This window comes from Methylomicrobium agile (assembly GCF_000733855.1).
GTDB classification, from domain to species: Bacteria; Pseudomonadota; Gammaproteobacteria; order Methylococcales; family Methylomonadaceae; genus Methylomicrobium; species Methylomicrobium agile.
Genome location: NZ_JPOJ01000001.1, coordinates 910,813 through 931,434, shown reverse-complemented (window position 1 = coordinate 931,434; position 20,622 = coordinate 910,813). Strand labels below are relative to the sequence as shown.

The 20,622-nt window shown below is 58.7% G+C and carries 20 protein-coding genes; 19 read left to right on the top strand and 1 reads right to left on the bottom strand.

The genetic code is table 11. The annotated features are described in order from the left end of the window. The first annotated feature begins 4 nt into the window (after positions 1–4). The 16 genes from rsmH (at position 5) to lpxC (ending at position 18,095) form a co-directional block, all read left to right on the top strand. Complete coding sequence (rsmH, locus tag CC94_RS0104495) at positions 5–931, top strand: 16S rRNA (cytosine(1402)-N(4))-methyltransferase RsmH (RefSeq protein WP_084675293.1); 927 nt, start codon at positions 5–7, stop codon at positions 929–931. A gap of 27 nt (positions 932–958) precedes the next feature. Further along, complete coding sequence (ftsL, locus tag CC94_RS0104490; RefSeq protein ID WP_005374317.1) at positions 959–1,207, top strand: cell division protein FtsL; 249 nt, start codon at positions 959–961, stop codon at positions 1,205–1,207. Continuing rightward, on the top strand, positions 1,204–3,042 hold the full coding sequence (locus CC94_RS0104485) for a peptidoglycan D,D-transpeptidase FtsI family protein (RefSeq protein WP_031429951.1): 1,839 nt from the start codon (positions 1,204–1,206) through the stop codon (positions 3,040–3,042). Before ftsL ends, CC94_RS0104485 begins: the two co-directional genes overlap by 4 nt. Continuing rightward, complete coding sequence (locus tag CC94_RS0104480) at positions 3,029–4,513, top strand: UDP-N-acetylmuramoyl-L-alanyl-D-glutamate--2,6-diaminopimelate ligase (protein ID WP_031429949.1); 1,485 nt, start codon at positions 3,029–3,031, stop codon at positions 4,511–4,513. Before CC94_RS0104485 ends, CC94_RS0104480 begins: the two co-directional genes overlap by 14 nt. After that, entirely contained in the window at positions 4,500–5,855 is a 1,356-nt protein-coding gene (locus CC94_RS0104475; protein ID WP_036303724.1) for a UDP-N-acetylmuramoyl-tripeptide--D-alanyl-D-alanine ligase, read from the top strand. Before CC94_RS0104480 ends, CC94_RS0104475 begins: the two co-directional genes overlap by 14 nt. Positions 5,856–5,865: 10 nt before the next feature. After that, positions 5,866–6,948 (top strand): phospho-N-acetylmuramoyl-pentapeptide-transferase, encoded by a 1,083-nt coding sequence (gene mraY, locus CC94_RS0104470; protein ID WP_031429945.1) that lies wholly within the window; start codon positions 5,866–5,868, stop codon positions 6,946–6,948. A 24-nt stretch (positions 6,949–6,972) separates the two neighbouring features. Continuing rightward, positions 6,973–8,343 (top strand): UDP-N-acetylmuramoyl-L-alanine--D-glutamate ligase, encoded by a 1,371-nt coding sequence (gene murD / locus CC94_RS0104465; RefSeq protein ID WP_031429943.1) that lies wholly within the window; start codon positions 6,973–6,975, stop codon positions 8,341–8,343. Then, positions 8,340–9,515, top strand: coding sequence for a putative lipid II flippase FtsW (ftsW, locus tag CC94_RS0104460; RefSeq protein ID WP_036303722.1), 1,176 nt, complete (start codon positions 8,340–8,342; stop codon positions 9,513–9,515). Before murD ends, ftsW begins: the two co-directional genes overlap by 4 nt. Then, entirely contained in the window at positions 9,500–10,555 is a 1,056-nt protein-coding gene (gene murG / locus CC94_RS0104455; protein WP_031429940.1) for an undecaprenyldiphospho-muramoylpentapeptide beta-N-acetylglucosaminyltransferase, read from the top strand. The genes ftsW and murG overlap by 16 nt, the downstream gene beginning before the upstream one ends. After that, positions 10,552–11,991 (top strand): UDP-N-acetylmuramate--L-alanine ligase, encoded by a 1,440-nt coding sequence (gene murC, locus CC94_RS0104450; RefSeq protein WP_031429938.1) that lies wholly within the window; start codon positions 10,552–10,554, stop codon positions 11,989–11,991. Before murG ends, murC begins: the two co-directional genes overlap by 4 nt. Continuing rightward, the gene (gene murB / locus CC94_RS0104445; RefSeq protein WP_031429937.1) at positions 11,985–12,902 is read left to right on the top strand and encodes a UDP-N-acetylmuramate dehydrogenase; all 918 of its coding nucleotides are present in this window, start codon (positions 11,985–11,987) and stop codon (positions 12,900–12,902) included. The genes murC and murB overlap by 7 nt, the downstream gene beginning before the upstream one ends. Next, positions 12,895–13,821, top strand: coding sequence for a D-alanine--D-alanine ligase (locus CC94_RS0104440; RefSeq protein WP_005374300.1), 927 nt, complete (start codon positions 12,895–12,897; stop codon positions 13,819–13,821). Before murB ends, CC94_RS0104440 begins: the two co-directional genes overlap by 8 nt. Further along, a complete protein-coding gene (locus CC94_RS0104435) occupies positions 13,818–14,633 on the top strand; it encodes a cell division protein FtsQ/DivIB (RefSeq protein WP_031429935.1) in 816 nt (271 codons plus the stop codon). Before CC94_RS0104440 ends, CC94_RS0104435 begins: the two co-directional genes overlap by 4 nt. Next, entirely contained in the window at positions 14,611–15,837 is a 1,227-nt protein-coding gene (ftsA, locus tag CC94_RS0104430; protein WP_005374290.1) for a cell division protein FtsA, read from the top strand. Before CC94_RS0104435 ends, ftsA begins: the two co-directional genes overlap by 23 nt. A gap of 30 nt (positions 15,838–15,867) precedes the next feature. After that, positions 15,868–17,007, top strand: coding sequence for a cell division protein FtsZ (ftsZ, locus tag CC94_RS0104425; RefSeq protein WP_005374289.1), 1,140 nt, complete (start codon positions 15,868–15,870; stop codon positions 17,005–17,007). A gap of 164 nt (positions 17,008–17,171) precedes the next feature. After that, positions 17,172–18,095, top strand: a complete 924-nt coding sequence (lpxC, locus tag CC94_RS0104420; RefSeq protein ID WP_031429933.1) for a UDP-3-O-acyl-N-acetylglucosamine deacetylase — start codon at positions 17,172–17,174, stop codon at positions 18,093–18,095. An 11-nt stretch (positions 18,096–18,106) separates the two neighbouring features. Here lpxC and CC94_RS0104415 read toward each other — a convergent pair whose 3' ends face one another. Next, positions 18,107–18,550, bottom strand: a complete 444-nt coding sequence (locus CC94_RS0104415; protein ID WP_031429931.1) for a DciA family protein — start codon at positions 18,548–18,550, stop codon at positions 18,107–18,109. Between the two features lie 200 nt (positions 18,551–18,750). Between CC94_RS0104415 and CC94_RS0104410 the strand changes: the two genes are divergently transcribed. From CC94_RS0104410 to CC94_RS0104400, 3 genes are all read left to right on the top strand, one after another. After that, the gene (locus CC94_RS0104410; protein ID WP_031429930.1) at positions 18,751–19,281 is read left to right on the top strand and encodes a glycine zipper family protein; all 531 of its coding nucleotides are present in this window, start codon (positions 18,751–18,753) and stop codon (positions 19,279–19,281) included. 71 nt (positions 19,282–19,352) lie between these two features. After that, positions 19,353–19,754, top strand: a complete 402-nt coding sequence (locus tag CC94_RS23575; RefSeq protein ID WP_157203371.1) for a hypothetical protein — start codon at positions 19,353–19,355, stop codon at positions 19,752–19,754. A gap of 469 nt (positions 19,755–20,223) precedes the next feature. Beyond that, entirely contained in the window at positions 20,224–20,433 is a 210-nt protein-coding gene (locus tag CC94_RS0104400) for a hypothetical protein (protein WP_169740943.1), read from the top strand. Positions 20,434–20,622 lie beyond the last annotated feature (189 nt).

Genomic DNA, 20,622 nt, shown 5'->3' with positions numbered 1-20,622 from the left:
AGCGGTGTCGCACTTACCGGTCATGCTGGAAGAGGCGCTTGAGCAATTGGCAATCAAGCGTCAGGGGATATATCTGGATTGTACGTTCGGGCGCGGCGGGCACAGCCGGGCGATATTGCAGCGCCTGGATACGGATGGACGTTTGCTGGCGATCGACCGGGACCCGGACGCGATAAAGTCCGAAGCCGCGCAGCACCTGCTGCGGGATAATCGTTTCCAGTTGTTTCACGGTTGTTTTTCGGAGCTGGCCGAGATCGTCGGGCGCGAAGGCTTGAACGGACGGATCGACGGCATCTTGCTCGATCTTGGCGTTTCTTCCCCCCAACTGGACGATCCGGAGCGAGGCTTCAGCTTTATGAAGAATGGTCCGCTGGACATGCGGATGAACAGTGCAGCGGGGCTTTCGGCAGCGGATTGGCTGGCGTCGGTTTCCGAAAAAGAATTGGTCCGGGTGTTATTTGAATACGGCGAAGAGCGTTATGCGCGCCGTATTGCGAAAGCCATCGTGACCCGCCGGACTGTCGGGCCGATCGGAACGACCCGGCATCTGGCCGAATTGATCGCCGAGGCGGCACCGGCTACGGAGAAGCACAAGCACCCTGCAACACGCACGTTCCAGGCGATACGGATCGAAATCAATCACGAACTGGACGAATTACAAAAGGCTCTGCAACAGGCTGTAGAGGTTTTGAAACCGGGTGGCCGTCTGGCCGTAATTTCGTTTCATTCGCTGGAAGACCGGATTGTAAAGCGGTTTATTCGCAGCGAGTCGGGAAGCAAGCACGATCCCGGCAAATTGCCGATCAGGGAGAGCGAGATCGAAAAAGGCCTATTGAAAAAAATCGGCTCTTCGATCAAGGCCGGCAAGCAAGAGATTGAGCGGAATCCGCGCGCGCGCAGCGCGGTTTTACGAACGGCAGAGAGAATTTAGCACGTGGCGGCATTCAAAAATTTGGCAATGGGCGCGTTGTTCGCGCTGCTGCTCGCGTCCGCATTGGCCGCGATCTACAGCAAATACCATTCGCGTCAGGTTTTTATCGAAATCCAGAAGCAGGAAAAAATTCTGGACCAATACGACGTCGAGTGGGGACAGTTGCAACTGGAATTGACGACGCAGGCCGACCAGAGCAAGATCGAACTGAGCGCGCGCGAACAGCTGAAATTGATCATGCCCGAGCGTGACAAGATTATTTATCTGAAACCATGAGAGATTTTCGCGGCAGGGCCAAATCGGGGGAAGCACCGGTCGATTGCGGACGAAGGCGGAATTTGCTCGTGCTGGCGGTGATGCTGTGCATGGCCGCGTTGGTCGTGCGTGCGATCGATCTGCAAGTATTCGACAGGCATTTTCTCCAGCAGCAAGGCAGTAAAACCTATGTGACCGATGTCGTCGTGCCGGCCTACCGAGGGATGATCCGGGACAGAAACGGCGAACCTTTGGCGGTCAGCACGCCGATGCAGTCGGTCTGGGTCAATGCGAAGGACCATCATCAGGCCGAGCAGGATTTCGAGGACGATCTGAAGAAACGCAAAAAAAGTCCGGAAGAAATCGCGATTCTGCTTGAAGACTACCGCCACAAAACCCGCGAGGCGATCCGCGAGATGGAACGCCTGCTCGATTTGCCGGCCGGCAGAGTCGCCGGCTTGCTGAACGACAATCCCAAGCGGCAATTTGCTTATGTGACTCGCCGGATCGAGCCGCCGTTGGCCGAACGGGTGAAGAATTTAAAGATTGTCGGCGTCAATTTCGAGCGCGAGTTCAAACGGTTTTACCCGACCGGCGCGGTTTCCGCCCATGTCGTCGGTTTTACCGATCTGAACGATGCGGGCCAGGAGGGCATCGAAAAAGGCTACGAAGACATCCTGAAAGGTGTGCCGGGACGTAAGCGGGTGATTCGCGACGGCAAGCAGCATATCATCGAGGATGTCGAAAACATCAGCGATCCGGCGCCGGGCCGCGATCTTGAGCTGAGCATCGACCAGCGCATTCAATACATCGCATATAAAGAGTTGCAGCGCGCGGTGGCTGAAAATAACGCCAAGTCGGCCTCGCTTGTGGTGCTCGATGCAAAAAACGGCGAGATTTTGGCGGCGGTCAGTCTGCCGCCTTTCAATCCGAATGCGCGTGAAGACTTGAAGGAAAGCCTTTACCGAAACCGGGCGATGACCGAGATTTTCGAGCCCGGTTCGACCGTAAAGCCGTTCGTGGTGGCTGCCGCCCTGGACGGCGGCTATGTGCGGCCGAACGAGTTGTTCGTGACTCATGGCACCTTGCAGGTGGGCAGGCATACGGTCAGGGACGTGCATAACTACGGTACGATGGATCTGACCCATGTGATCAAGAAATCCAGCAATGTCGCGGTTTCGCAGATGGCGTTGAAAATGCCGCCAAAATATTTGTGGGGCATTTACAGCCAGCTCGGTTTCGGATCTTCGGCGAAGGCCGGTTTTCCGGGCGAGGCGTCCGGACGGCTCCTGCATTATTCGAAGATGAAGGATTTCGACAGGGCGACGCTGTCGTTCGGCTATGGCCTCAGCGCTTCGGTCGTGCAGCTGGCGAGAGCCTATACCGCGCTGGCCGACGACGGCGTTTTGCATACGGTGAGCCTGTTGAAACGGGATGAAGACCCGAGTTCGGTACGCGTGTTTTCGGCCAAAACCGTCAAAAGCGTGCGTAAGATGATGGAAAGCGTGATCATGAAAGACGGCACGGCTTACGAGGCGAGGGTCGACGGCTACACGGTCGCGGGCAAGACCGGGACGGTCAAAAAATCCGACGGCCGGCACGGTTATGCCGGAGGTAAATATTTCGCGGTGTTCGCGGGGATTGCCCCCGCCAGCGATCCGAAACTGATCATCACGGTCATGATCGACGAACCTTCGGCCGGCAAATATTACGGCGGACTGGTCTCGGCGCCGGTGTTTTCCCGGGTCATGAGCGGCGCGTTGCGCGTGCTCGATGTCGCGCCCGACATGGAAGACACGATGCCAATCGTATTATCCCGAAAAGACGCCCCGGCAGACGGCCATGAGACTGACTGAGTTATTCGCCGGTCCGATCGGAGCTGTGCCGGACAGCGATATCGCCGGCTTATCCCTGGATAGCCGGACGCTTGCGCCGGGCGAAGCGTTTATCGCTTTATCGGGCGCGAATCGGCACGGGCTGAAATATGCGCCACAGGCGCTCGAACGCGGCGCGGCGGTCGTTCTGTACGATCCGGCGGGCGGAGGTTCCGAGCTGGCGGCAGAGCTGAAGGGGACGCCGCTGATGGCGGTCGAGAATTTGGGCCGGAAGCTGGGTGAGTTGGCCGCGCGCTTTTATGGCGACCCGTCCCGGAAAATGGAGGTGATCGGCATTACCGGCACCAACGGCAAGACTTCCTGCTCCCAGTTTTTGAGCCAACTGTTGCCCGACTGCGGCGTGATAGGGACCTTGGGCTGGGGCGAATGGGGAAATCTGAACGCTACGCTGAACACCACGCCCGATGCGCTTGCGGTGCAGCGAATGCTGGCGGAACTGCTTAAACGAGGCAAAAAATCCGTGGCGATGGAAGTTTCCTCGCACGGCCTCGAACAGGGACGGGTCAATGGTGTGCGCTTCCTGGGCGCGGTATTCACCAATATCAGCCGCGACCACCTGGATTATCACGGCACGATGGAAGCGTATGCCGAGGCGAAATTGTCCCTGCTCAAACAGCCGGGCCTGACGTTTGCGGTGGTGAATCTCGATGATGGCTACAGCGGACAAATGCTGGCGGCAGTGCCGGCCGGCGTCGAGGTGTGGGGACATAGCCGCCGGGGAAAGTCGACCGCAAAAGGCGAAAGCCTGCAGGCCGTCAATGTGCGTCATGAGCCGGACGGCATCGCGTTCGATGTGTGCTGGCGGACGCAGCGGGTGGCCGTGCGTACCTCGCTGATCGGGGATTTCAATATCGACAATTGTCTGAGCGTCATGGCGGCAATGTTGGCGGCCGGCGAGCCGGTCGGGCAGGCAGCCAGGAATCTGCAAAGGCTGGTTCCGGTTCAGGGACGCATGGAGCGGTTCGGCGGTCATCGTCAGCCGCGGGTGTTCGTCGATTACGCGCATACCTCCGACGCACTCGACAAGGTGTTGTCCAGCGCCCGGGAGCATTGCCGGGATAATTTGTGGGTCGTGTTCGGCTGTGGCGGCAACCGGGACAAGGGCAAGCGTGCCGAGATGGGCGCTATCGCTTCGCGCTGGGCCGATCATGTGATCGTGACCGACGACAATCCGCGCGACGAAGACGGCCGTGACATCGTGAACGACATTCTGGCCGGCTGCCGAAAGGAACGGGTACGGGTGGTCAGAGACAGAAAACAGGCGATTGAAAACGCCATTTGCGAGGCGGACGCAAACGATTGGGTGATCATTGCCGGCAAAGGGCATGAAGATTATCAGGAAATAGCCGGCAGGCGCTATCCGTTCAGCGATGCCGAAACGGTGCAAAGAGCATTGGAAATGAGAGTAAACGGTGAACATGCGGTTGAGTGAATGCGCACAGCGGCTGAATGGCGAATTGACGGGTGACGATCGGGCCTTCGGCTCGGCCAGCATCGATACCCGCACTCTGCAGCCGGGCGATCTGTATATCGCGATCGCGGGCGAACGCTTCGACGGCAACGAATTCGTCGCTCGGGCGGCGCAGAGCGGAGCGGTAGCCGCTATCGTGCGCCAAGGCGTCAAGGCGGATATTCCGACGATCGAGGTCGCGGATACCCGTTTGGCCCTGGCCGAGCTGGGAGGCGTCTGGCGCAGTCGGGCCAACGCCAAGGTCGTCGGCGTAACCGGCAGCAACGGCAAGACCACCGTAAAAGAAATGGTCGCGGCGGTGCTCGGTACCGGCGGCGAGGTGCTCCATACGAAGGGCAATTTGAACAATGACATCGGCGTACCGTTGACGCTCCTGCGTCTTGCCGAACGGCATCGTTACGCAGTGGTCGAGATGGGGGCCAACCATCCGGGCGAGATCGCCTATACCGCGGCCTATGCCAGACCTGACGTGGCGATCATCACGAATGCGGGACCTGCGCATATCGAAGGCTTCGGCAGCGTCGAAGGCGTGGCCCGGGCGAAAGGCGAGCTGCTCGCGGCGCTGAAGCCGGACGGGGTGGCGATCATCAACCGGGACGATGCGTTTTTCGGTTATTGGCAATCCGTGGCAAGCTCCCGCCGAATCCTGTCTTTCGGTTTGAGCGACGGCAGCGAGGTGACCGCTTCGGACATTGAAACCGAAATTATCGGCGATCGATTCGCGACCGGTTTTACATTATCCTCGCCGGCCGGCCGAATCCGCTGCCGCTTGCAATTGGCCGGCAAGCACAATGTGCTGAATGCGCTGGCTGCCGCGGCAGCTGGACTGGCGCTCGGGCTGAATCCGGAACAGATCGCGCAGGGCCTGCAGTCGGTCAAGCCGGTTACCGGCAGGCTTCAGCCTTGGGTCGGCCGCAAAGGCAATATCGTGATCGACGATACCTATAACGCGAATACCGGCTCGCTGAAGGCCGGGCTTGATGTGCTGGCCGGTATTGGGAAAAAGTCCTGGCTGGTGCTGGGCGCGTTTGCCGAGCTGGGGCCCGAAAGCCTGAACATGCACCGGGACATGGGCGCGCTGATCAAGTCGAGCGGCGTGGTGCGCCTGTTGGCCACGGGCTCCGATGCCAGGGCAGCGGTCGAAGCCTTCGGCAAAGGAGCCTCTTTTTATGAGACTCAGGAGTCGCTGATTGCGGCGCTGGAGAGCGAATTGACGGGAGACGAAACGGTCCTGATCAAGGGATCGAGAACGCGCCGGATGGAAAATGTCGCGGCGGCGCTGGTCGAAAATTTTAGAGCGTAAAAAACCAAGAATGCTACTGTATTTTGCAGATTTTTTAATGTCGTTTGATAGTGCCTTTCGGGTCTTTCATTACCTGACTTTCCGGGCGATTTTGGGAGTCTTGACCTCTCTGGCCATTTCTTTGCTGTTCGGGCCGGCGATGATCCGGAAGCTGACCCACAAGAATATCGGCCAAAGCATTCGCGAACTGGGTCCCCAGTCGCATTACGAAAAAAAAGGCACGCCGACGATGGGCGGCACGATGATTCTGGTGGCGGTCGCGGTTAGCACGCTGTTGTGGGCCGATCTCAAAAACCATTATGTCTGGACGATCCTATTGGTCACGCTCGGTTACGGGATTATCGGATTTATCGATGATTACCGGAAAGTGATTAGGCGGAACAGCGACGGCCTGTCCGCCAAAGCCAAATATTTCTGGCAATCGGTGATCGGTCTCGTTGCCGCCGTGTTTTTATACAAAACCGCGGCTTTACCTGCCGAAACCCAGTTTTTCGTGCCGTTTTTCAAGGATGTCGTGTTTAACATGGGCTGGCTGTATGTCGTGCTGGCCTATTTCGTGATCGTCGGCAGCAGCAATGCGGTGAATCTGACCGACGGGCTGGACGGCCTGGCGATCATGCCGACCGTGATGGTGGCCGGGGGACTGGGCATTTTCGCCTACCTCTCCGGGCATAACGAATTTGCCAATTATCTGGCGATTCCGTTTTTGCCTCATTCCGGCGAACTGATCGTATTCTGTTCGGCGCTGATCGGGGCCGGGCTCGGCTTTCTCTGGTTCAATACTTACCCTGCGATGGTGTTCATGGGCGATGTCGGCGCGCTCGCGCTCGGCGCGGCGCTCGGCCTTCTGGCGGTACTGGTGCGCCAGGAAGTCGTTCTGGTGATCATGGGCGGCGTTTTCGTGATGGAAACCCTGTCGGTGATCATTCAGGTGGCCTCGTTCAAGATGACCGGCAAGCGAGTGTTCAGAATGGCGCCGATTCATCATCACTTCGAATTGAAAGGCTGGCCCGAACCGCGCGTGATCGTGCGTTTCTGGATCATTACGGTGGTTCTGGTGCTGATCGGTCTTGCGACCCTGAAGCTGCGTTGAAGCATGTAAATAGCGAGGTGAAACATGGAAAACGCTGCCATGATAAAAAAGCTGATTTCCCGTTTCGCGCTGGATCCCCGGCGCGCCAAGGTGCTGGTTGTCGGTCTGGGCGTGACCGGCTTGGCGGTCGCGAAATATTTGTCGAAGCTGGGTTTCAATTTTGCCGCGGTCGATAGCCGGGACAATCCGCCGTCATTGAAAGAATTTACCGGGCAGCTGCCGGATGTGCCGGTCTTTACCGGCAAATTCAGCGAAGAAGCTTTCCAGGTTGCGACGCATCTGGTGGTCAGCCCCGGCGTGGCGCTGACCGAACCGGCAATCGCCCAGGCGATCGCGAACGGGTCGGTGCTCGTGAGCGACATCGATCTGTTCGCCTGCTCGACCAACGCGCCGATTGTCGCGATCACCGGTTCGAACGGCAAGAGCACGGTTACCACGATGCTCGGCGAGATGGCCAAGACTTCGGGCAAACTGGTCGGCGTCGGCGGCAATTTGGGCACGGCGGCGCTGGAGCTGCTCGACACGCCGGCGGATTTGTTCGTGCTGGAACTGTCCAGCTTCCAGCTGGAAAGAACGACCGTTCTGAATGCGGCCGTTGCGACCGTGCTGAATATTTCGGCCGATCACCTGGACCGGCACCGTGATGTGGAAGAGTATGCGGCGGTGAAACAGCGTATATTCGACGGTAACGGGGTCATGGTGATCAACGCCGATGATCCGCGGGTCAATGCGATGCGGCGCAAAGGTCGGCGGACTTATGCGTATTCGATTAAGGAAGCCGCCGATTTCGCCCTCGCAAAAATCAAAGGCGTCGAATGCCTGGTCTACGGCGGCAAGAAACTGATGGCGCTGTCCGAATTGCCGCTGGAAGGCCGCCATAATGCCGCCAATGCCCTGGCCGCACTCGCGTTGGGGACTGCCGTCGGGCTGAACCCCGAAGCGATGTGCGATGCGCTCAGACGTTTCAGAGGGCTGCCGCACCGGATGCAGAAAGTCGCGAAAATCGACGAAGTGACCTGGATCAACGATTCGAAGGCGACCAATATCGGTGCCTGTGTCGCGGCGCTGCAGGGCTATGAGCGCAAGGTGATCCTGCTGGCAGGCGGCGATGCGAAAGGCGCCGACATGCGCGAGTTGCTTCCGGCCGTGCAGGAAAAAGTCAAAAGCATCGTGCTGATGGGCAAGGATGCGGATCTGATCGAACAGGCGCTGGACGGCTGTGTGCCGGTCCTGCGCGCAGAGCACATGCGCGAAGCGGTGCGGCTTGCCGCCGGCCAGGCCCGGCGGGGCGATACCGTACTGTTGTCGCCGGCCTGTGCGAGTCTCGATCAATACAAAAATTACCAGGAACGCGGAGAGGTATTCGCCAAAGCCGTCCTGGAGCTGAAGGCTTGAACATGGAGAGCCGATCTACCCGGGTCAAGCGCTGGCATTTCGATTCGGTGCTGTTGATCGCATCGGCCAGCCTGCTGCTGATCGGCTTTGTGATGGTGGCGTCGTCTTCTTTGCACCTGGGCGTCAAACAGGGCGAAACTTCGCTGCATTACCCGCTCCGCCAGTTGGTGCACATTCTGCTGGGATTCGGGGTGGGCTGGGTGATTATGAAAGTGCCGGTCGCCAGTTGGGAAAAAATCGGCCCGGCCCTTTTGGGTGTCGGGATGATCCTGTTGACGATCGTGCTGATTCCGGGGCTGGGCGTGAAAGTCAAGGGCAGTACCCGCTGGTTGACGATTGCCGGACTTAGAATCCAGGTCTCAGAAGCGGTCAAGTTTTTCTCGGTCATCTACATGGCCGGCTACGTGAACCGCCGCCAGGCAAAACTTCGATCGTCGGCGATGGGGCTAGTCGCTCCGCTTGGCTTGTTCGCCGTCGTTGCGTTATTGCTTCTGATGGAGCCCGATCTCGGTTCGGCGGTGGTCATTCTGCTGATCGTGATCGGCATGTTGTTTCTGGCCGGCGCTCGCCTGTCGATTCTGTTTCCGTTGGGTCTCGTCGGCGTGGTGGCGTTCGCGTTGCTGGTCTATTTCGAACCTTACCGAATGAAGCGGATCACCGGTTTTCTCGACCCGTGGGCCGATCCGCTCGGCACTGGTTTCCAGCTGGTGCAGGCGCTGATTTCGTTCGGGCGCGGCGAGTGGCTCGGCGTCGGCCTGGGCAGCGGCATCCAGAAACTTTTTTATCTGCCCGAGGCGCATACCGATTTCCTGTTTTCGGTGATCGCGGAAGAACTCGGTCTGGTCGGCGTGGTGACTGTGATCGCACTGTTCGCGCTGTTCTTTTGGCGTACATTCGAAATTGCGGCCGCGGCCGAAAAAGAGGGGCAGTTGTTTGCGGCGTTTATCGCCTATGGGCTGGGATTATGGTTCGGCTTCCAGGCCTTCGTGAACATGGGGGTGAACATGGGCATCCTGCCGACGAAAGGTTTAACGTTACCGCTGATGAGTTACGGCGGCGGCAGTATGATCGTGATGTGTGCGGCGGTCGCGTTATTGTTTCGAGTCCATACCGAGATCGCGGAACTTCACGCCAGCACGCCAAAAGGAAAATCGAAATGGCAAAACGCATAGTCATCATGGCCGGCGGCACCGGCGGTCATGTGTTCCCGGCCCTCGCGGTTGCGGAATCGTTATTGGAAAAAGGCTGGGAAGTCAGCTGGCTCGGAACGCGGAACGGCCTGGAAGCGCGGGTGGTGCCCGAACACGGCATCGCGATCGACTGGCTGTCGGTCGCCGGCGTTCGGGGCAAGGGCATGCTGTCGAAAGTGACTGCGGTGTTCAAACTGTTGAAGGCCTGCCTGCAGGCGGCCTCCCTACTCAGAAAGCGAAAACCGGATGTCGTGCTGGGGATGGGCGGTTTTGTGGCCGGCCCCGGCGGGCTGATGGCCAGAATGTTGGGAATACCGCTGATCGTTCACGAGCAGAACCGGGTGCCCGGCACCACCAACCGCTGGCTGGCGCGACTGGCGAGCCGGGTGCTGGAGGCGTTCCCGGACAGTTTCGACAAAAAACGGCAGGCGGTATATACCGGCAATCCGCTGCGAAAAAAATTTTTGCTGGCCTCTGCAGCGCCGCAGGCCCGCGCTGAACAGAATTTGAAAATCTTGATCGTCGGTGGCAGCCAGGGGGCGCAACGGCTGAACGAGATTGTGCCGGAGGCGATGGCGCGCTTGAGCGGCATTCATGTGATTCACCAAACCGGTTCGGCGATGCAGGAGCAGGTGGCGGCGCGCTACCGGGAGTTCGGCGTCAACGCGGAGGCAAAGGCATTTATCCGGGACATGGCCGAGGCATATGAATGGGCGGATCTGGCGATTTGCCGGGCCGGCGCAATGACGGTCAGCGAACTGGCCGCAACCGGGTGTCCCGCAATCTTAGTGCCGCTGCCCTGGGCGATCGACGACCACCAGGTCGCGAATGCGCACTATCTGGCCGATGCCGGTGCGGGTGTCATTTTATTGCAGCAAGATCTGACGCCGGAATCCTTGGCGGAAGCTATGGCAGATGTACGCGATCGCCTGCCGGCGATGGCGGCGGCGGCAAAACGGTGCGCCAGGCTCGATGCGACCGAAGTCGTCGCCGATTACTGTATGGCCGAGGCAGACCGATGAACCTACCGAATATCAATGGGCCGGCGGCGGTACTCTGCAATATCAAGCGGATTCACTTCGTCGGGATCGGCGGCACCGGCATGAGCGGCATCGCCGAAGTTCTGTTGAACCTGGGCTACGAGGTCTCCGGCTCGGACATCAAGGAAAGTTCGGTCACCCAGCGGCTTATCGCCCTGGGAGTGGAGGTGGCCCTCGGGCACCGCCGGGAGAATGTTGCCGAAGCCGATGTCGTGGTCGTTTCGAGTGCGGTCGACCGGACGAACGAGGAAGTCGATCAGGCGTATCTGGAGCGGATTCCGGTGATTCCGCGCGCGGAGATGCTGGCCGAGCTGATGCGCTTCCGCTTCGGGATCGCGGTGGCCGGCACGCACGGCAAGACGACCACGACCAGTCTGGTCGCGAGCATGCTGGCCGAGGGCGGACTCGATCCGACTTTCGTGATCGGCGGCCGCTTGAACAGCGCCGGCACGAATGCGAAATTGGGACTGGGCAATTACCTGGTCGCCGAGGCCGACGAAAGCGATGCCTCTTTCCTGTACTTGCAGCCGATGATGGCGATCGTGACCAATATCGATCAGGACCATATGGCAACCTATCAGGGCAGCTATCAGCGGCTGAAGGATACTTTCATCGAATTCCTGCACCACCTGCCGTTTTACGGGATGGCGGTGTTGTGCATGGATGACGAAGGCGTGTGTGAAATTCTGCCGTCGATTTCGAAGCCGGTCACGACTTACGGCGTGCATGAAGAAGCGGACGTGCGCGCGGTGAACATCATGCAGCAGGGTATGCATACGGCCTTTACCGTACTTCGGCGCGGGGATTTTCCGCCGCTCGAAGTCACTTTGAATCTGCCCGGCTGGCATAACATGCTCAATTCGCTGGCCGCCATCGGCATCGCAACCCGCCTGGGCGTGGACGATCAGGCGATCGTCTCCAGCTTGCGCGCGTTCAAGGGCGTCGGCCGGCGCTTCCAGATGATGGGCGATATCGAATTGCCGGAGGGCAGGCTGACCCTGGTCGACGATTACGGACACCATCCGCGCGAAATCGCCGCGACGCTCGAAGCGCTGCGTCAGGCTTGGCCGGAACGCCGTTCGGTGCTGGTCTTCCAGCCGCACCGCTATACCCGGACGCGGGATCTGTTCGAAGATTTCGTGCATGTGCTGTCGACGGTCGACGTGCTGGTCCTGCTGGACGTGTATGCGGCCGGCGAAGCCCCCATTCGCGGCGCGGACGGCCGGGCGCTGAGCCGGGCGATACGGAACCGGGGCAAGGTCGATCCGATATTTGTCGAGAACTGGGAAGAATTGCCGGAGGTGCTTTCGAGTGTCGTGAAGCCGGACGATGTGATCATGACGATGGGCGCAGGCAATGTCGGCCAGATCGCGACGCAGCTGCCGGCCATGTTGCAGGATGCCTTGGCCGCATGCTGAATCCGGACATCGAGAGCATGAAAGGCCGTCTGCTCGAAAACGAGCCGCTCGCGAAACATACGAGCTGGCGCGTGGGCGGTCCCGCCGAACGGATGTACGTCCCTTTCGACCGGCAGGACCTGATCGACTTCATCCGGCATTTGCCGCCCGAAGAGCCGGTGTTCTGGATCGGTCTCGGCAGTAACCTGCTGGTCCGGGACGGCGGTATCCGGGGCACCGTGATCAATACCAAGGGCCGCTTGAAGGCAATGGAGCGCCTGGCCGACGGAAGGGTGTATGTCGAAGCCGGCGTGCCGTGCGCGCACGTGGCGCGCTTTTGCGGGGAGCGGGGGCTGTGCGGCGCCGAGTTTTTGGCCGGCATTCCGGGAACGATGGGCGGCGCGTTGAGAATGAATGCGGGGGCCTTCGGCGGCGAAACCTGGGAGATCGTGCAAAGCGTCGAGATGCTGTCCGCGGACGGGGAAATTTCCGTGCGGGGAAAAGAGGAATTCCGGATCGGTTACCGGTCGGTGAAGGGATTCGATGCCGGGAAGGAATGGTTTATCTCGGCACTTTTGCGATTACCCGAGGGCGATACCGAAGCCAGCCAGCAAAAGATCAGGGAACTGCTGGACCGGCGCGGCAAGACGCAGCCGACCAGCCAGCCGAGTTGCGGTTCGGTGTTCAAAAATCCGCCGGGCGACCATGCGGCGAGACTGATCGAGCGGTCCGGTTTGAAAGGCCATGCGATCGGCGGCGCCTGTGTTTCCGAAAAACATGCGAATTTTATCGTGAACCGGGGCCATGCGAGGGCGGCCGATATCGAGGCGCTGATCGCCCATGTCCGGCAAACCGTCAAGAACAATTATGGTATCGACCTGCAGACCGAGGTCTGCACGGTCGGCGAAACGAGTGAGGCATTGAGTGCATAACAATCCGGAACAATTTGGGCGGGTCGCCGTGTTGATGGGCGGAACCGCCGCGGAACGGCCGGTTTCACTGAGAAGCGGCGCGGCAGTTTATGAAGCATTGAAACGCCGGGGCGTCGACGCGGTCGCGATCGATGTGACCGGGAGTCCGATCGAAGCTTTGCAGGGCGTCGCGGTCGACCGGGTCTTCAACATCATTCACGGCCGCGGCGGCGAGGACGGCGTGCTGCAGGGCATTCTCGAAGCGATGCGGATCCCTTATACGGGCAGCGGCGTGCTGGCGTCGGCGCTGAGCATGGACAAGCTGCGCACGAAGCTGTGCTGGCGCGGCTACGGTTTACCCACGCCGCCCTGGACCTTGCTGAAGGACGAAAGCGATATCGATTGCTGCATCGAACAACTGGGTTTCCCGGTGATCGTAAAGCCGGCGCAGGAGGGCTCCAGCATCGGCATGAGCAAGGCGCGCAACCGTGAAGAGTTGATTGCGGCTTACCGGCTGGCCGCTTCGTATCAATGCGATGTCTATGCGGAAGCTTGGGTAACAGGACAGGAATACACGGTCGGTATTCTGAACGGCGAAGCGCTGCCGGTGATTCGCCTGGAAACGCCGCACACGTTCTACGATTACGATGCCAAATACCACGCGAACACGACCCAATACCATTGTCCTTGCGGCCTCAACGAAGCCGAGGAAAACGCGTTGCAGGCGCTCGCGGTCAGCGCCGGCCAAGTGCTGGGCGTAAAAGGATGGGCGCGGGCCGATGTGTTTATCGACCATGCCGGGCAGGCGCAACTGATCGAGATCAATACGGTGCCGGGCATGACCGATCACAGCCTGGTGCCGATGGCCGCGCGACAGGCCGGCATGGATTTTGACGAACTGGTGTGGCGAATTTTGGCGACCAGTTACGGTAACGAATGAGTGCAAGCTGGAAAATCCTCGCCGCGCTGGGAGTGATCGGCGTCCTGTTCTGGCGATTGGGTTACGGCATCAAGGCCTACGGCTCGCAGATGACGCCGGTCAAATACGTTAGAACCGGCGGCGTTTTCCAGTACCTGACCAAGGACGAAATCAAAAATACCCTGTTGCCGTTGGTGCAAGGGGGGGTTTTGGCGGCCGACATGCAGGCGGTGCATGATGCGGTCGCGAAACTGCCCTGGGTGGACAACGTGGAAGTCAATCGGGTCTGGCCGGATGCGATCGACATCCGGATCGGCGAGAAAACCGCTTTTGCGCGCTGGGGCGAAAACAGTCTGATTACCGGGCAAGGGGGGATTTTTTCGCCGCGCAATGTCGACCAGTTTCTGATGTTGCCGAAAGTATCGGGACCGCAGCGCCAGGAACAAAAAGTGCTGGAAATCATGAAAGGCGTTACGACCGCGCTGGAAGACCAGGCGCTGATATTGACCGAATTTGCGATCAATGACCGGGGGGCATGGCGGATCAAGCTGGCGACCGGGATGGAAATTCTGCTGGGGCGGGAAGATCAGTTGAAGAAATTGCAGCGCTTTCTAAGAACGTTGCCGATTCTGGGGCCGGAACAAGCGGATGCCATCGCGATCGCGGATCTGCGCTATCCGAACGGTTATGCGGTGACGTGGCGACCCGATGCGCCCGAGATCGACTGGAGCAAACTGGCTGATCCGAAGCCGGCCGGCGATAGGGCTACGGGTGGTAAAACTACGAATAAAGCGACACAGAACAGGAAAAATGGCAAAAAAAACAGAGCGTAATTTAATCGTGGGTCTGGACATCGGCACTACCAAAGTCGCTGCCATTGTCGGAGAGATCACCAGCGAAGGCAATATCGAGGTGATCGGCGTCGGCCAGACCGCCTCGCGGGGGTTGAAAAAAGGCGTCGTGGTAAACCTGGAGTCGACCGTCAATTCGATTCAGCGCGCGATCGAAGAAGCGGAACTGATGGCCGGCTGCCAGATCAAGTCGGTGTTTGCGGGAATCGCCGGCAGTCATATCAAAAGCCTGAATTCGCATGGGATCGTCGCGATCCGGGACAAGGAGGTCACCCAGTACGACATCGACCGGGTCATCGATTCGGCGCGCGCGGTCGCGATTCCTGCCGACCAGAAAATCCTGCACATTTTGCCGCAGGAGTTCCTGATCGACCAGCAGGAAGGCATCAAGGAAGCGATCGGGATGTCCGGGATCCGCCTGGAAGCGAAAGTGCACATGGTCACCAGTAGCGTCAGCGCGCAGCAGAACATCATCAAATGTATTCGCCGTTGCGGGCTCGAGGTCGACGATATCGTGCTCGAACAGCTGGCTTCGTGCAATGCGGTGCTGACCGAGGACGAAAAGGAGCTGGGCGTCTGCCTGATCGATATCGGCGGCGGAACCACCGACATTGCGGTATTCGTCGACGGCGCGATCAAGCATACCGCGGTGATACCGATTGCCGGGGACCAGGTGACGAACGACATCGCCGTCGCGCTCAGGACGCCCACCGTAAACGCGGAAGAGATCAAGCGCAAATACGCCTGCGCCTTGACCCAGCTCGCCAATGTGGAAGGCACGATCGACGTGCCCAGCATCGGTGACCGCGCGCCGCGCAAGATTTCGATGCAAAACCTCGCGGAAATCATCGAGCCGCGTTACGAAGAATTGCTGATGCTGGTGCAGTCGGAACTCCGGCGCAGCGGATACGAAGAATTGATTGCGGCCGGCATCGTGTTGACCGGCGGCAGTTCGAAGGTTACTGGCTTGATCGAACTGGCGGAGGAGATCTTTCACATGCCGGTGAGGATGGGCATTCCGCAAAACGTCATGGGCTTGCCGGAAGTGGTTAGAAATCCGATTTATTCGACCGGCATTGGGTTGTTGATTTACGGGAAGGAACACCAGAGTTACGGAAGGCACATCGAAAATGAGGGAACGAGCTGGTGGGCGAAAATAAAGAATTGGTTTCAAGGTAATTTTTAACTTAATGAAGACGAATTGTAGGGGTGGTTTATGAAGTACGAGTTAATCGATACATGCACCGAGTCGGCAGTGATCAAGGTCATCGGAGTGGGGGGCGGCGGCGGCAATGCGGTCAGCCAAATGGTGAGCAGCCATATCGAGGGTGTCGAATTTATTTGCGCGAATACCGACGCGCAGGCGCTCAGAAAGTTGAATATGGGCACGATCATCCAATTGGGCGTTGAACTGACCAAAGGACTGGGCGCCGGCACAAATCCCGAAGTCGGCCGCCTGGCCGCCGAAGAAAACCGCGACCGCATCAAGGAAGTGCTGGAAGGGGCCGATATGGTGTTTTTGACCGCCGGGATGGGCGGCGGCACCGGCACCGGCGCGATTCCGGTCATTGCTTCCCTGGCGCGCGAGATGGGCATTCTGACCGTCGCGGTGGTCACCAAGCCTTTCCTGTTCGAAGGCAAAAAGAAACAGGCGATTGCGGAGCAAGGGATCGCGGAGCTTGAAAAATATGTCGATTCCCTGATCACGATCCCGAATCAGAAATTGCTGCCGGTACTGGGCCATAACGTTTCTCTGATCGATGCGTTCAAGGCGGCGAACCAGGTATTGCTCGATGCGGTGCAAGGCATCACCGAACTGATCGTCCATCCGGGCATGATCAATGTCGACTTTGCCGACGTACGCACCGTGATGAAGGGGATGGGGGCGGCCATCATGGGCACCGGCTCCGCGACCGGTGACCAGCGCGCCCGCGAAGCGGCCGAAAAAGCGATTGCCTGCCCGTTGCTCGAAGATATCAATCTCCAGGGCGCGAAAGGGATTCTGGTCAATATTACCGCAGCCGACATGGGCATTGCCGAATTTAACGAAGTCGGGCAAATTGTGCATGAATTCGCTTCCGAAGAGGCGATTATCAAGATCGGCACCGCGATCGATCCGAGTCTTGGGGACGAGCTGAAGGTGACGGTCGTCGCAACCGGCATGGGATCGCGGCAGCCGGCCAAGGCGCCGGTCAAACTGATGCAGCGGGCGGCCGTCGGCGAAGCCAATTACAACGAATTCGACAAACCGACCGTGATGCGCAACAAACCGGAGGGCCGCGAGTCTCGTTTCAGCAAGGAAACCAATCTGGAGCATCTGGATATTCCGGCATTCCTGCGGCGCCAGGCCGACTGATCGGCTACAATCGCGTAGGCCGGGCGAGTCGAACGGCCCGGCGCTACGGCGTTTTATCGGGTTATGCTTAGCGCTAGCCCAGGGCGGGGCTCTGCGGTTTCTGATTTTGCGGACCGAACATGATAAAATGGACCGTTCCCTGCTTTAAATTCTACAGATCATTTATGATTAAACAGCGCACTTTGAAAAATTCGATCAGAGCCACCGGCGTCGGTCTTCATACCGGAGCGAAGGTCTATTTGACCCTGCATCCGGCCGAGCCGGACACCGGCATCCGCTTTCGCCGGGTGGATCTGGATCAGCCGGTCACGATTCAGGCTTCACCGAGCAATGTCGGAGAAACCGTGCTGTCGACTACGCTGGTGGCCGGCACCGTTAAAATATCGACGATCGAACACCTGTTGTCGGCTTTCGCGGGGCTCGGCATCGATAACGCGCTGATCGATGTCAGCGCGTCCGAAGTGCCGATCATGGACGGCAGCGCCGGGCCGTTCGTGTTTCTGCTGCAGTCGGCGGGCATTCAGGAACAGGACGTGCCGAAGCAATATATCCGGATCAAAAAGAGCGTCCGGGTCGAAGACGGCGATAAATGGGCCGCTTTCGATCCGTTCGACGGCTTCAAGGTGACTTTTACAATCGATTTCGAACATCCGGCCTTTGCGGAACATCTCCGGACCGCGACGATGGACTTTTCTTCGACTACCTTCGTCAAGGAAGTCAGCCGCGCCAGAACCTTCGGTTTCATGAAAGACATCGACATGCTGCGGCGCAACAATCTGGCGCTGGGCGGCAGTCTGGACAATGCGATCGTCGTCGACGATGCGAAAATTTTGAATGAAGACGGTCTCCGCTATGCGGACGAATTCGTCAAGCACAAGATCCTTGATGCCATCGGGGACTTGTATCTGCTCGGACACAGCCTGATCGGAACGTTCACCGGCTATAAATCCGGCCACGGCCTGAACAACCAGCTCCTCCGGACTTTGCTGGAAGACAGGGATGGCTGGGAAATGGTCACGTTCGAAAACGAAAGCGAGGCACCGATTTCCTTCATGCGCTCCGCCGAAGCGCCTCGTCCGGCAGCCTGATTTTTCCCTGTTTATTCGTCTGCCAGTTTCGCAAGCGTTGCGCCGAGCCGCTGCAGCGCTTGCCTTAATTGGCTGTCTCCCATGGTTTTCGCCTGATCACTGATTATTGCGATTTTCTCGGAGGAAGGCAGATTCGCTTTTCTGCGGGGTTGCGGATGTTCGCTGATTTGATCGGCTAAAATGCGAATTTGCAGCTTATCGATCGCCCCCTCGTGCGCATTGCGGGCGGATTGTAAAATTTCCTGCTTCAGAAAGCGCAGTTGCGAAGCCCAAGCGGCCGAATCGGTATAAAGCAGCAGCTTTTTCTCATTAACCACGCAATGCAGAACATGATCGGCCAAGGGGCTCGGAAGTCCGCTGCGGATTGCCTGCAGCAGAGACTGCTGCCTGGCCAGCCGGATCCGGAATACGTCCAGCGCGCGGTTTTGGAAAGAGTATGCTAATTTAAAAGCCATCGGTCGGGAGTGTGGGGGAGGCGAGGGCCAATTTTTGTTGGCGAGTGCGGACCGTCCATGATAAAAGAACGGCTGGGTTCGGGTCAATCGCGGGGAAGTTCGAGCACGGCCGTTGAGGAACCCGGTCCCGCTGTATTTATCTAATTACACAGTTTATCCCGACATGGAAACCGATAGTCCTAATGGGGGGAGACATTTCAATGAATAGAATCAGATCGATCTCTTTGCCGGTGCTATCAGTGCTGGCGTTAGCCGGTTGCGCGACTTTGCCGACGGGACCCAGCGTGCTGGTGCTGCCGGGCGTAAACAAGACATTCGAACAGTTTCGCGCCGACGACATGCAATGCCGGCAATATGCTTATGCGCAAACCGGCGGCGTAACGCCGGGGCAGACCGCAACGCGCAGCGGCGTCGGAACCGCGGTGGCCGGTTCGGCGGTCGGTGCCGCGGCAGGCGCGGCGCTGGGCGGGGGCGAAGGCGCGGCGATCGGCGCAGGAACGGGTTTGCTGGCCGGTTCGATCGCGGGTTCAGGAACAGCTGGCGCGGCCGGCTATGAGGCTCAGCAACGGTACGACATGAGCTATATCCAGTGCATGTATGCTTACGGCAACCGGGTGCCGGTCAGCGGCAGCTTTATCGATGAATACCCCGATGACCGGCCGGCGGAGAGCGGTGCGCTTTATCCGCCGCCACCGCCCGGAACCCAGGCGCCGGCCTCGCCGCCCCGATGAAATCCGGCCGCACGGGCCCATCCCAGGCAGGCGACGAGTCGTCCATCGGATTAGATTGAGGAAAAGTTGAAATGAAACGATATCTCAGATTGATCGGGCTGTCAGGGATGCTCCTGTTGCAAGGCTGCTATTATTACGGGCCGGCCGGTGCTTACTACGATTCTTACTATCCTTCCTTCGGCGTGAGCTATTACGGCAGCTACGGTTATTGGCCTTATTCCTATTACAGCTATCGGCCTTACTATTATTCCTATCCTTACCAGCCGTACCGCCACTACTATGACTGGCGAACCCGCCGATATTGGAATTGGGACGGAGGCAGGCGCTGGGATGGCGCTAACCGTTGGAGTACGCCTGGACGCTGGGACGGCGGCGGCCGTCGGTGGGGAGGAGCCGGAGGCATGGGCGGCGGAGGGATTCTGTCAAGACCGCAGAGTCCGTTCAGAGGCGGCGGGGGACGAAGCCGACGCTGATCTCCAAGCCGGTATGAGCGAATCAGGAGAGGCCGATGAAATTAAGCAGGTTCTTTACAACAAGCGTATTCATCCTTTTATCGGTAAATAGCAGCGAAATGTTCGCCTACGGACGCGTTTATCGGGGTGTCTGGGGGCGGCCGCCGGGCTTCAGTCTCTATTTCGGTTTTCCGTATGGATATCCGCCGTATTACCGGCCTTATTTTTATCCGCCTTATTATTCTCCCCCGGTCTATCAGGTTCCGCCGCCGCCTCCCGTCTATATCCAACCGCCCGCAAGAAATCCGGCTGACGGTGCCCGGTATTGGTCCTACTGTTCCAGTTCCGGGAGTTATTATCCGCAAGCGACCGTTTGCCCGGAGGGTTGGCAGACTGTCAGGCCTTATCCTGATGGGCAGATGCCGGGCTACTGGTATTATTGTGACGAGCCGGCAGGCTATTATCCTTATGTCGGCCAATGCAGCCGGCCGTGGCGGCAGATAATCCCTTGAAATTCGTACATTTGAGTTTTTTTGATTTAAATCGAATGATTCCCGCCCAATTCAAACCGAATAAAAACGATAAATCGGGAAACATGAATCCGTATCGCCACCTCTCTCAAGCCGTCATGGCCGCGCGGCTGCAAAAGCCATCGGATAGCCGCGAGTTAAAAACTATACTGTCAGCAAAATTAGGCTAAACTTAAACGGAGATTGCGCCGGTGCCGGTCATATATTGGTCCGATTCTGTCCGTGGAGTGCGAAATCCCTGCCGTTGATGCTGTGCCGGCACGTCTCCCGCTCCCGCTTCGCCATAGCCATTCGCTGAGGAGAATGGAGGCAATAATGCTTCTGCGGAGCCCCTGAAACTGGCCGTGTATCAATGCCCG